Genomic DNA, 12655 nt, shown 5'->3' with positions numbered 1-12655 from the left:
GGTGCTTTTTTTATTTGTTTTCAAATGATTTTTTACCTGTACCCCAACTTCCGCTATAATGCCCCCATTTTTGACAAGATAAGAGATTTTTTATGGCAATTCCTGTTGTAGCCCTTGTAGGGCGTCCAAATGTAGGAAAATCAACGCTGTTTAACCGCTTAACACGTACACGCGATGCTTTGGTGGCGGATTTTCCCGGTTTAACGCGTGATAGAAAATATGGTCATGCAAATATTGCCGGACGTGAATTTATTGTAATAGATACCGGAGGTATTGATGGAACAGAGGAAGGCGTAGAAGAAAAAATGGCAGAGCAGTCGTTGCTTGCCATTGAAGAAGCGGACATTGTTCTTTTTCTCGTCGATGCCCGTGCCGGTTTAACGGCGGCAGATATTGGTATCGCAAATTACTTACGCCAACGTCAAAATAAAATCACCGTTCTGGTGGCAAACAAAACCGATGGCATTGATGCGGATTCCCACTGTGCGGAGTTTTATCAATTAGGCTTAGGCGAAATTGAGCAAATCGCCGCTTCTCAAGGGCGTGGTGTAACTCAATTAATGGAACTAGTGTTGGCACCATTCGCAGAACAGATGGAAAACGGTGAGAAAACCGACCGCACTTCTGATGAGGAACAAGACGAGTGGGAGCAAGAATTTGATTTTGATTCGGAAGAAGACACCACATTACTTGATGAAGCGTTGGAAGAAGAAAACGAAGACGAGCAAGATAAAAATATCAAAATTGCCATTGTGGGTCGTCCGAATGTGGGGAAATCGACCTTAACCAATCGTATTTTAGGCGAAGATCGCGTTGTGGTTTACGATATGCCGGGAACTACACGCGACAGTATTTATATTCCAATGGAGCGCGATGGTCAACAATACACGCTGATTGATACTGCCGGTGTGCGTAAACGCGGGAAAGTGCATCTTGCGGTGGAAAAATTCTCCGTTATCAAAACCTTGCAAGCCATTCAAGATGCGAATGTGGTGTTGCTTACTATTGATGCACGTGAAAATATTTCAGACCAAGATTTATCTCTGCTTGGTTTTATTTTAAATGCAGGTCGCTCCCTTGTGATTGTAGTGAATAAATGGGATGGACTGGATCAAGAGATCAAAGACCGTGTGAAATCGGAACTTGATCGCCGTTTAGATTTTATTGATTTTGCCCGAGTGCATTTTATTTCTGCTTTACATGGTAGCGGTGTCGGTAATTTGTTTGATTCCATCAAAGAAGCCTATGCTTGTGCTACGCAGAAAATGACCACTTCAATGCTTACCCGCATTTTGCAAATGGCGACAGATGAACATCAACCACCGATGGTAGGCCGTCGCCGCATTAAATTAAAATATGCACATCCGGGTGGTTATAATCCACCGATCATTGTCGTTCATGGTAATCAAATGGAAAAATTACCGGATGCTTATAAACGTTATTTATCCAATTATTATCGTAAGAGTTTGAAAATCATCGGTTCACCGATTCGTCTTCTTTTCCAAGAAGGTGCGAATCCTTTTGCTGGACGTAAAAATAAACTGACACCTAATCAGTTACGTAAACGCAAACGCTTGATGAAATTTATTAAGAAAGCGAAAAGATAATATGAAAAAGTGCGGTTAAATTAACCGCACTTTTTGTTGTTATAAATCTAATGTTTCCTTCACAAAGGGAATAGTGAGATTGCGTTGAGCCTGTAATGAAGCCTTGTCGAGTTTCTCTAAGGCTTGTAATAGTGTATGTGTGTCTCGATTTAGACGTTTGAGTAAAAATTGTGCAGTTTCAGCGGGTAACTCAATACCACGTTGGTGGGCATTTTTTTGTAGCACTTCTAGTTTTTGCTCGTCCGTGAGTGGAGAAAGCTGATAAATTTCGCCCCATTTTAAACGTGACGCTAAATCGGGTAATTGCACGTTTAATGCAGAAGGAGAGAAGGAGGCACTCACGAGCAAGAGTGTTTGACCGCTTGCTTTGATTCGATTAAATAAATCAAAAATGGCGATTTCCCAGTCTGGATTTCCCATGACGGAATCAAGATCATCTAAGCAGACGAGCGCTTGTTGTTCTAGATTTTCCAGTACGGCAGGGGAGAAATAACGGGATTTGTTCAGCGGTACATAAATTGCGGCACGTTGTTCATTTAAATATTGGTTGCTGAGGGCACGAAGTAAATGGCTTTTACCACAGCCCGCGGTTCCCCAAATATAGAAAAATTGTTGTTGAATCTGATGTGAGTTTTTGCGTAAAGAATCAAGCAACAACAAATTGTTGTCACCATAAAAATTCTCAAGTGTATGATCATCAATTTGATGAATAGGCAAAGGTAACTGCTGATCCAAAATGATATAACGCTATTGATTAGGGGGAAAGAAAGGGCTAGTTCAGCCCTTAATTTTCCGATTATTCTACTTCATTTTTTGCTTTTGGCAAAACTAAGTTCAGAACGATTGCCACGATGGCACACAAGCTGATCCCTTTCAATGACACAGCATCGCCGACATTTACAAACATATTACCGATACCGAAGGTCATCACCACGGAAATAATACAAAGATTGCGAGGCTCTGTGACATCGACTTTACCTTTGATTAAGGTACTCATACCCACAACAGCAATAGAACCAAAGACGAGCATCATGATCCCCCCCATCACAATAGTCGGGATGGTAGAAAGAAATGCGCCTACTTTTCCGCAGAAAGAAATAGCGATCGCCCATACTGCCGCCCAAGTCATTATATTCGGGTTAAAGTTCCGGGTGAGCATCACTGCACCGGTTACTTCTGCATAAGTGGTATTGGGCGGTCCGCCGACTAACGAAGCCGCCGCAGTGGCGACGCCATCACCTAATAAGGTACGGTGTAAGCCCGGTTTTTTTAGGAAATCTTTTCCGGTCACAGAGCTAATCGCCATAATGCCGCCCACGTGTTCCACCGCAGGCGCAATGGCAATTGGTAACATATAGAGAATGGCTTCAAGGTTAAATTCCGGTTTGGTGAGTTTTGGTAATGCAAACCAAGGTGCGTCAATCACCGGTTGAAAATTGATTAAACCAAGGAAGAGACAAAGAATATAGCCTGCCGTGATACCAAACATAATCGGGATTAATTTCATCAAACCTTTTGCGAATACTGCAACAGAAAGGGTCACGATTAAAGTGATCATAGAAACGAGCACTGCATCGTTATAAACATAGGCACTGTCTTTTCCTAATGCCATATTGACGGCAACGGGAGCAAGCCCCATCCCGATAATGATGATAACAGGCCCGACGACAACCGGTGGGAAAATACGCTCTAAGGCTTGGCTACCGCGAATTTTTACTAGTGCGGAAAGGGCAAAATAAACTAAGCCGGCACAAGCTAACCCACCCATTGTAGTTGGAATGCCCCAAGTTTGTACGCCGTATTGAATGGGCGCGATAAAAGCGAAAGAGGAGGCAAGAAAAATAGGTACTTGTTTGCCGGTGCAAAGCTGGAATAATAGCGTGCCTATGCCGGCGGTAAGTAGGGCGGTGTTAGAGTCTAGACCGGTGATAAGCGGTACAAGCACAAGTGCGCCAAAGGCGACGAAGAGCATTTGTAAGCCGACAAAGGATTGTTTTGCAGTACTCTGTACTTCTTCCCTCTGAGTAGAAGTGGTTTGATTTTGATTAGTCATTTTAGTTTCAACTCTCTGTTTGAATTAACTTGAAAGTGCGGTCAGTTTTTGGACTGTTTTCCGCCCGAAAAAAGACGGCTTGAAAGCCGTCTCAATGTTTTAGAACAGGGGGTTATTTTGTTCCAAAAATTTTATCACCTGCATCACCCAAACCCGGAATGATGTAGCCGTGTTCATTTAAGTGATCATCAACAGATGCGCAGTAGAGCTCAATATCGGGATGTGCTGCTTCTAATGCTTTAATTCCTTCAGGCGCTGCCACAAGCACTAATACTTTAATGTGTTTGCAGCCTTTCGCTTTTAATAAATCAAGGGTCGCAATCATTGAACCACCGGTTGCCAACATAGGATCTACTACAATGGCAAGACGTTCTTCCAAATCGCTCGCTAGTTTTTGGAAATAAGGCACAGGCTCAAGGGTTTCTTCGTTACGGTAAATCCCCACGACACTGATACGTGCACTTGGAATGTGTTCCAATACACCATCCATCATTCCGAGGCCGGCACGCAAAATGGGGACAACGGTCACTTTTTTACCTTTAATGCGATCAATTTCAACGGGACCGTTCCAACCATCAATAATCACTTTTTCTGTTTCTAAATCTGCAGTGGCCTCATAGGTTAATAAACTACCGATTTCTGTTGCCAGTTCACGGAATTTTTTTGTATCGATTTCTGCTTCGCGCATGACACCTAATTTGTGTTTTACTAGCGGATGTTTAACTTCGACAAGTTTCATGATTTTACCCCTTAGCTGCAAATGAATGGATTAATGTGAGTGATGAAAAATTAAATCGCACGATTCTAAATCAGAAAATAGAAAAACTCTAGCAGTTTATTTACAAAAAATTCTGTATAGCGTTTATGTTCCTGCGGTTTAAAAGCTGATTTTGGAACAATTTTTTAAGAAAAACAGGGGAGATAGAAAATTAAATTTTGACAGAGATCACTAATTTAAATAAAAGTCATTGTATTTATTTTAAGCAAGACTAGAATGAAATTAAGTTGTTATTTGTTGTGTGTTGAGTCATATGGAATTAGAGCTGCTTCAACAAACCGCCCAACGGTTGGGAATTGCCCCCTCGCATTATGATATTGATGGACGGCTTATTTATGTCAGTCCTGAAACATTATCGCATTTTGTTGAATTGCTTAAGCCGGTTGAAAATAAATGCCGAAGAGAAGAATTTGATGATGTTTTGGCTTGTTTTGAAAATGAACCCATTAATTATGATGTTGAACGGATTGCTCTTACGGAACCAATAATATCCCTTGAGCTGCTTGATGAAAATAGCACTTCAATAACACAAAAAATTACTCAAAATTCTACCGCACTTTCCTTACCGCCACTTTCTTTTGGTTACTATCAATTACTGCTTTCAACAAAATCCCACCACTATTCAATTCGGCTACTGGTTTCACCAAAGGGCGTTTTTCAACCGCCGGTATTAAAACATAAAAAAATTTGGGGCTTTAATGTTCAACTTTATAGTTTACGCTCTCAAAGTAACTGGGGGATTGGCGACTTTGGCGATTTAGCTTATTTGAACGAACAAAGTGCTAAACAAGCGTTGATTAATAGCCTACATAGAGAGCATTATTTGCCACCGAATTATGAAGGTGATGCCCTTTCTATGGCGGTGTATGATAATTTAAATTTGGTTATTCACCGATATTTGCCTGAAAGCGAAAGTAAATGGATTGGTATCCAACCGGAAAATTTATTAAACCAAGAAGTGGTGTTTAATTTACCGGACACTTTGGATGAATATCCGAATTGGTGCAAAAAACTTGTTCAACCTTTAGAGTCTATTTCTACTAATGAATCATTACAAACTTTCTTTGTAATGATTAATGACGTGCGCAAAGTGTAAGGAGTCAGCTATGACAACGACCATTACCCATTCCATTATTGATAGTTTTTTTGATGCAACCAATGGCGATCCCTTTGCGACCTTAGGTATGCACGAAACAGAGCAAGGTATTGAAATTCGAGTTTTATTGCCTGATGCGGATCGGGTTATTGTGATAGATCGGGAATCGGGAGAGCTCGTCGCCGAATTAAATTGCTTAGATGAACGCGGTTTTTTTGCCGCTGTAATGCCAAATTGCCACCAATTTTTTGTTTATCAATTACAGGTTTTTTGGGGCAATGAGGCTCAGATTGTTGAAGATCCCTATCGTTTTCACCCTATGATTGATGATTTAGAACATTGGTTGCTTTCTGAAGGTTCAATGTTACGCCCTTATGAAGTCTTGGGGGCGCATTTTATGGAATGTGATGGCGTGAGTGGGGTGAACTTCCGCTTGTGGGCACCGAATGCGAAACGGGTGTCCATTGTGGGCGATTTCAACTATTGGGACGGTCGCCGCCATCCGATGCGATACCATTCAAAAAGTGGTGTATGGGAATTATTCCTCCCGAAAGTCAGCCTTGGGCAATTCTATAAATTTGAACTCATTGATTGCTATGGCAATTTCCGTTTAAAGGCTGATCCTTATGCCTTTAGTTCTCAACTTCGTCCGGATACTGCCTCTCAAGTGAGTGTGTTACCGAATGTGGTGGAAATGACAGAAGCCCGCCGTAAAGCAAATCAAGCTAATCAGCCGATTTCGATTTATGAAGTCCATTTAGGATCATGGCGGCGTAATCTTGAAAATAATTTTTGGCTTGATTATGACCAAATTGCCGATGAACTCATTCCCTATGTGAAAGATATAGGCTTTACTCATATCGAGTTTTTACCACTTTCTGAATTTCCTTATGATGGTTCTTGGGGATATCAACCTCTGGGGCTTTATTCGCCAACCAGCCGTTTTGGCACGGCAGAAGGTTTTCGACGTTTGGTGAAACGGGCTCATGAAGCTGATATTAATGTGATTTTAGATTGGGTACCGGGACATTTTCCTAGCGATACTCATGGATTAGTAGCTTTTGATGGTACGGCGTTGTATGAATATGCTGATCCGCGTGAAGGTTATCATCAAGATTGGAACTCGTTGATTTATAACTATGGGCGTAATGAAGTACGTAATTTTCTTTCCAGTAATGCTCTTTATTGGCTGGAACGTTTCGGGTTGGACGGTATTCGTGTGGACGCTGTGGCATCAATGATTTATCGAGATTATAGTCGTCCTGAGGGAGAATGGATTCCTAATCAGTATGGTGGGCGTGAAAATCTCGAAGCGATCGAATTTTTAAAACATACCAATTGGAAAATCCATAATGAAATGGAAGGAACGATTTCTATTGCGGAGGAATCGACTTCATTTGCCGGTGTAACTCATCCTAGTGAAAATGGCGGTTTAGGCTTTAATTTCAAATGGAATATGGGGTGGATGAATGACACGCTTTCTTATATGAAGCTCGATCCGATTTATCGCCAATATCATCATAATAAAATGACCTTTGGTATGGTTTATCAATACAGTGAAAATTTTGTGTTGCCGCTTTCCCATGATGAAGTGGTTCATGGAAAATGCTCTTTACTTGACAAAATGCCGGGTGATACATGGCAAAAATTTGCCAATTTACGTGCTTATTATGGCTATATGTGGGGATATCCGGGTAAAAAATTGCTCTTTATGGGGAATGAATTTGCGCAAGGCAGAGAGTGGAATTACGAAGAAAGTTTAGATTGGTTCTTACTTGATGAAAACATTGGCGGTGGTTGGCATAAAGGTGTGCTGAAATTGGTGAAAGATTTAAATCATATTTATCGACAAAATCGACCGCTCTTTGAACTTGATCATTCTCCGGAAGGCTTTGATTGGCTGGTTGTGAATGATGCCGAAAATTCTGTGTTTGCTTTTGAACGCCGAAGCGGTAATGGTGAAAGGATTGTTATCATCAGCAATTTTACTCCCGTCCCTCGCCATAATTACCGTATGGGTGTGAATATGGCTGGTAAGTATGAAGAAATTTTGAATACCGATTCAATGTATTATCAGGGTTCTAACGTAGGTAATTTTGGTTGTGTCCAAAGTGAAGCGATCGAAAGTCATGAAAGAGGAAATTCAATCTCGGTTTCTATTCCTCCATTAGCAACGATTTATTTGAAATATTTAGGATAGTTTATTTTTATCTCCGCCGATTAGGTTGGCGAGAATTATTTAGGAATTGATGATAAGGCGATGTTCAAAGTTTTTGATTTAGGCATGCCGACCCCGTTTGGCTGTTCGGGAAAAGTCGAAAATGGCGTGGAATTGACTAATTTTAGTCTGTTTTCGGCTGCAGCAAGTCAGGTGGAACTCTGTTTATTTGAGGGCGAAACTGAAACCCGTTTCACCATGGCTTGTACCGATAATATTTGGCATTTGGCGGTTATCGGTGTACGAAACGGTACAGAATACGGTTTTCGTATTCACGGGCCGCATTCAAACCCACAAAAATTAATGCTTGATCCTTATGCCAAAGCGGTAAGCCATAAGCCTGATTTAAGTTGTGTGGAAAAACAGCAGTGGTTCTTGCTCAGTGATCATCGCGACAATGCCCATATTGCCCCAAGAGCGGTCATTATTGAAGATGATTTTGATTGGAACGGAGACCAAAAACCTCATACTCCTTGGGCTGAAACTATCGTATATGAATTGCACGTTAAAGGTTTTAGCCGATTAAACGAGAAAATTCCTGAAGCGTTACGAGGCACTTATGCAGGCTTAGCACACCCGATTAATCTTGCGTACTTGAAAGAATTAGGTGTGACGACGATAGAATTATTGCCTGTCAATTTCCACCTAAATGAACCGCACTTACAGGCGCGTGGTTTGCAAAATTATTGGGGATATAACCCCCTTGCTATGTTTGCTGTTGAGCCAAAATATGCGGCAACGGACAATCCGCTCAGCGAATTTAAGTCAATGGTGAAAGCCTTTCACCAAGCGGGTATTGAAGTGGTTTTAGACGTAGTATTCAATCATTCTGCGGAATCGGAGCAGACTTTTCCTACATTTTGTCAGCGTGGAATCGATGATCAAACCTACTATTGGCGTAACGATAACGGACATTACATCAACTGGACGGGGTGCGGAAATATGCTTAATTTATCCTCTAATGTGGGGCGGAAATGGGTAGTGGATTGCCTGTGTTATTGGGTAGAAGAATGCCATATTGACGGCTTTCGTTTTGATTTGGCAACCGTGCTTGGACGGGATAAACCTGATTTTAATTCCTCAGCCCAACTTTTTGTTGATATAGCTAATGCACCGAGTTTACAAAATATTAAATTGATCGCAGAGCCTTGGGACATTGGGCATTACGGTTATCAAGTGGGCAATTTCCCTGATTATTTTGCTGAATGGAATGATTGTTTTCGTGATGATATTTGCCGTTTTTGGTTGTGGAAAAGTGGTGAAATCGGGGCATTTGCCGAACGTTTTGCAGGATCGAGCGATTTGTTTAAAAGAAATGATCGTTTGCCGCATTGTTCTCTTAATTTTATTACTGCCCATGATGGTTTTACATTGCAGGATTTAGTGAGTTATAACGAAAAGCATAATGAAGCGAATGGCGAAGAAAATCGAGACGGACGCAACGAAAATTACAGCTATAACCACGGTGTAGAGGGCATCACGGAATCTTTAGACGAAGCGAAAAAAAGTACGGTAGAAAATGACCGCACTTTTGCTCAGATTGCCTTATTGACAAGTTTACTGCTTGCCAATGGCACGCCGATGTTGTTGGCAGGCGATGAGTTTGGCAATACGCAGTACGGTAATAATAATGCTTATTGTCAAGATAACGAAATTGCTTGGTTGAAATGGGAAAGTTTTAATAAAAATTTATTTGAAGTTACGAAGCAAACAATTGCACTTCGTAAGCAAATTCGCAGTTTGCAAAAGGATGCTTGGTGGTCAAATGATAATGTCAACTGGTTGAATGTATGGGGAAAGCCTATGCAGCAAGAGGATTGGCATAACCTTGGAGTCAAAGCGTTACAAATTTTATTGGACGACAAATGGCTCCTTTTAATTAATGCGAAAGCAGAATCTCAGACTTTCATATTGCCTAATTGTGCTGTAAGCCAATGGAAAGCCTTTGTGGAAACAACAAACTTAACATTTATCCAGTCACAGGAAGTAACGGTAAGCAGTATGGCATTTTGTTTGTTGTATAGAGTGGATAACTAAAAACAAACGGAGTTTACAATGAAAAGCCCTGATAAAAATGCTCTTGTAAAAGATACTTTGGTTCTTATTTTAGCTGGTGGACGTGGGGCGCGTCTTCATGAACTAACCGATAAACGAGCTAAACCTGCGCTCTATTTTGGCGGTAATCGTCGTATCATTGATTTTGCCTTGTCAAACTGTATTAATTCGGGTTTAAATCGTATTGGTGTTGTAACGCAATATGCGGCACATTCCTTACTACGTCATTTACAAACCGGTTGGTCATTTTTGCCACAAGAACGAGGCGAATTTGTCGATATGCTTCCGGCCCGCCAACAAATTGATGATACCACGTGGTATCGTGGTACGGCAGATGCGGTTTATCAAAATATGGCGATTATTCGTGATCATTATTGTCCGAAATATATTTTAATTTTGGCGGGCGATCATATTTATAAGCAAGATTATAGTGTGATGTTGATGGATCATGTAACAAGTGGGGCAAAATGTACTGTAGGTTGTATTGAAGTCCCACGTTCAGAAGCTCATGAGTTTGGTGTAATGGCGGTAAACGAAAACTTAAAGGTGAAAGCATTTGTTGAAAAACCGAAAGATCCGCCTGCGATGGTTGGTAAACCCGATATATCTCTTGCTTCAATGGGAATTTATGTATTTGATGCGGATTATCTTTATAAAATGCTTGAGTGTGAGGTACATAAGCCACAAACCAGCCATGATTTTGGTAAAGACATATTGCCAAGATGTTTAACGGAAGAAACGCTTTATGCACATCCATTCAGCCGTTCTTGTATGGGGCGTAATTCAGAGGGGGAAATTTATTGGCGCGATGTAGGAACACTGGATAGTTTCTGGCAATCCAACATTGATTTAGTATCGGAAAAACCACAATTGGATATTTATGATCAAAGTTGGCCGATTCGCGGTAATCCTGTGCAAGCATATCCGTCCAAATTCTTCTATAAAAATGCCAGTATTCGTCCGGTGGATAATTCTTTGATTGGTGGTGGTTGCGTGATTACGGATGCCTCCATTAATTATTCCGTGCTTTTTGATCGTATCAAAATTGAAGAAGGTTCCCGTATCGATCGTTGTGTCATCTTACCGGAAGTAGAAATAGGTAAAAATTGTTCTTTGAAAAATTGTATTGTTGATCGTAATTGTAAAATTCCTGACGGTATGAGAATCGGTTTTGATATCGAAGAAGATAGAAAATATTTCCGAATAAGCTCTACGGGTAAAGTCATTTTAGTTACCCATTCTATGTTGCAAAAATTGAATGGGGAAGAGGTGGTTTCGGAAGAACATTTGGATTAATCAATAAAGTGAAAAGTGCGGTTGAAATTGACCGCACTTTCTTAATTAAATTTATCCTAACCTCGTTTAAATAGAGGGGAGGAGATTAGAAAATAGGATATTCAATGAAAGTATTACATGTTTGCTCGGAGCTTTATCCCTTATTAAAAACAGGGGGGCTTGCCGATGTTATAGGGGCGTTGCCCTTTGCTCAAAAAGAGATAGGGATAGACACAAGAATTTTATTGCCTGCTTATCCTGCCATTTATCAAGGCATTGGAGAAAACCATATTGTTGCTGAGTTTGATAATTTTGCAGGGCATGTGATATTGCGCTACGGCGAATATAAGGGAGTAGGAATTTATTTAGTTGATGCGCCACATCTATATGATCGTGAGGGGAATCCTTATCATGATGTAGATTACAATGATTATGCGGATAACTATAAACGCTTTGCTTTGTTAGGTTGGGTGGGCGCTGAATTATCCACAGGGCTTGATCCGTGGTGGCGTGCAGAAATTGTTCATGCCCATGACTGGCATGCAGGGCTCACTGCCGCTTACTTGTTTAATAAAGGGAAACCGGCAAAATCCGTCTTTACTATTCATAATTTGGCTTATCAAGGACAATTTCATCACCGTCACTTATATGAAATCGGGCTACCGGAAGGAATGTTCAACATAAATGGCTTGGAATTGTTTGGTCAAATTTCTTATTTAAAATCCGGTTTGTATTATTCCGATGTCGTTACTGCCGTCAGTCCGACTTATGCTCAAGAAATTACTACTGAAGAATTTGCCTGTGGTTTGCAAGGCTTGTTAGGCGGATTGCGTGATCAGGGAAGATTGGTCGGTATTTTAAATGGTGTAGATGAAAAAATTTGGCATCCGAGCAGTGATGGGTATCTTCAGTATCATTACACACAAAAATCGATGGAAGGAAAAAAGAAAAATAAATCGGCGCTTCAGGCTTACTTCAATTTACCGGAAAGTGACAGGCCACTTTTTGTTATGGTAACCCGTTTAACGGAGCAAAAAGGCGTTGATTTGCTGACTGAAAGTGCAGATGAAATCGTTAAACAAGGCGGGCAACTCTCAATTCTTGGGGCGGGAGCTGCACATTTAGAAGAGGCTATTCGCCAGCTTTCTGCGACTTATCCTCAAAATATTGCAGTGAAAATCGGATATGATGAAACACTTTCCCATTTGATGATCGCAGGTGGTGATGTGATCCTCGTACCAAGCCGTTTTGAACCTTGTGGCTTAACCCAACTTTACGGCTTGCAATATGGAACTTTGCCGCTTGTAAGAAAAACCGGAGGACTAGCCGATACCGTTGTAAATAGCTCATTAGAAAACATTAAAGCGCATACCGCGACAGGTTTTACTTTTGACCATGCGGATTCAATGGAACTTCGTCGCTGCATACAAGAGGCTTTTGCTCTATGGCAAGAACCTCGTATATGGGCAATGGTTCGAAGCAACGCAATGGAACAAGATTTTAGCTGGCATAAAGCTGCCAAAGAATATTTTAGTTTATATCAGTGTTTATAGTCGTGATTAAAAAATTGTCA

Annotated in this window: 9 protein-coding genes; 6 read left to right on the top strand and 3 right to left on the bottom strand. The window is 40.9% G+C overall.

Annotated features, from left to right (window positions below; all coding sequences use genetic code 11):
* Nucleotides 1-92 precede the first annotated feature (92 nt).
* A complete protein-coding gene (gene der, locus A3GE_RS0110080; protein ID WP_018357136.1) occupies nucleotides 93-1607 on the top strand; it encodes a ribosome biogenesis GTPase Der in 1515 nt (504 codons plus the stop codon).
* 39 nt (nucleotides 1608-1646) lie between these two features.
* Here the strand turns inward: der and hda are convergent, their stop codons facing one another.
* The 3 genes from hda to upp all read right to left on the bottom strand — a co-directional run bounded on the left by hda (nucleotide 1647) and on the right by upp (nucleotide 4399).
* On the bottom strand, nucleotides 1647-2342 hold the full coding sequence (gene hda, locus A3GE_RS0110075) for a DnaA regulatory inactivator Hda (RefSeq protein ID WP_026215472.1): 696 nt from the start codon (nucleotides 2340-2342) through the stop codon (nucleotides 1647-1649).
* A gap of 61 nt (nucleotides 2343-2403) precedes the next feature.
* Nucleotides 2404-3660: a nucleobase:cation symporter-2 family protein gene (locus A3GE_RS0110070; RefSeq protein WP_018357134.1), complete on the bottom strand. Its 1257-nt coding sequence runs from the start codon at nucleotides 3658-3660 to the stop codon at nucleotides 2404-2406.
* A 112-nt stretch (nucleotides 3661-3772) separates the two neighbouring features.
* The gene (upp, locus tag A3GE_RS0110065; RefSeq protein WP_018357133.1) at nucleotides 3773-4399 is read right to left on the bottom strand and encodes a uracil phosphoribosyltransferase; all 627 of its coding nucleotides are present in this window, start codon (nucleotides 4397-4399) and stop codon (nucleotides 3773-3775) included.
* Between the two features lie 292 nt (nucleotides 4400-4691).
* Between upp and A3GE_RS0110060 the strand changes: the two genes are divergently transcribed.
* From A3GE_RS0110060 to glgA, 5 genes are all read left to right on the top strand, one after another.
* Nucleotides 4692-5534, top strand: coding sequence for a 4-alpha-glucanotransferase (locus A3GE_RS0110060; protein WP_018357132.1), 843 nt, complete (start codon nucleotides 4692-4694; stop codon nucleotides 5532-5534).
* Between the two features lie 10 nt (nucleotides 5535-5544).
* Nucleotides 5545-7734 carry a 1,4-alpha-glucan branching protein GlgB gene (gene glgB, locus A3GE_RS0110055; RefSeq protein WP_018357131.1) on the top strand — a complete coding sequence of 730 codons (2190 nt, stop codon included), beginning with the start codon at nucleotides 5545-5547 and terminating at the stop codon, nucleotides 7732-7734.
* Between the two features lie 60 nt (nucleotides 7735-7794).
* On the top strand, nucleotides 7795-9789 hold the full coding sequence (gene glgX / locus A3GE_RS0110050; protein ID WP_018357130.1) for a glycogen debranching protein GlgX: 1995 nt from the start codon (nucleotides 7795-7797) through the stop codon (nucleotides 9787-9789).
* 18 nt (nucleotides 9790-9807) lie between these two features.
* Entirely contained in the window at nucleotides 9808-11103 is a 1296-nt protein-coding gene (glgC, locus tag A3GE_RS0110045) for a glucose-1-phosphate adenylyltransferase (RefSeq protein WP_018357129.1), read from the top strand.
* A gap of 104 nt (nucleotides 11104-11207) precedes the next feature.
* Nucleotides 11208-12635, top strand: a complete 1428-nt coding sequence (gene glgA / locus A3GE_RS0110040; RefSeq protein ID WP_018357128.1) for a glycogen synthase GlgA — start codon at nucleotides 11208-11210, stop codon at nucleotides 12633-12635.
* Nucleotides 12636-12655 lie beyond the last annotated feature (20 nt).

This window comes from Rodentibacter pneumotropicus DSM 21403, assembly GCF_000379905.1.
GTDB lineage: Bacteria > Pseudomonadota > Gammaproteobacteria > Enterobacterales > Pasteurellaceae > Rodentibacter > Rodentibacter pneumotropicus.
Note: the sequence above shows the minus strand (reverse complement) of the source record. Positions and strands in the feature narration are given on the sequence as shown.

Bases quoted from the DNA above. Each gene is read 5' to 3' on its own strand.
- glgC (WP_018357129.1), top strand. From the start codon at position 9,808: ATGAAAAGCCCTGATAAAAATGCTCTTGTAAAAGATACTTTGGTTCTT.
- glgB (WP_018357131.1), top strand. From the start codon at position 5,545: ATGACAACGACCATTACCCATTCCATTATTGATAGTTTTTTTGATGCA.
- A3GE_RS0110060 (WP_018357132.1), top strand. From the start codon at position 4,692: ATGGAATTAGAGCTGCTTCAACAAACCGCCCAACGGTTGGGAATTGCC.
- glgA (WP_018357128.1), top strand. From the start codon at position 11,208: ATGAAAGTATTACATGTTTGCTCGGAGCTTTATCCCTTATTAAAAACA.
- upp (WP_018357133.1), bottom strand. From the start codon at position 4,399: ATGAAACTTGTCGAAGTTAAACATCCGCTAGTAAAACACAAATTAGGT.
- glgX (WP_018357130.1), top strand. From the start codon at position 7,795: ATGTTCAAAGTTTTTGATTTAGGCATGCCGACCCCGTTTGGCTGTTCG.
- der (WP_018357136.1), top strand. From the start codon at position 93: ATGGCAATTCCTGTTGTAGCCCTTGTAGGGCGTCCAAATGTAGGAAAA.
- A3GE_RS0110070 (WP_018357134.1), bottom strand. From the start codon at position 3,660: ATGACTAATCAAAATCAAACCACTTCTACTCAGAGGGAAGAAGTACAG.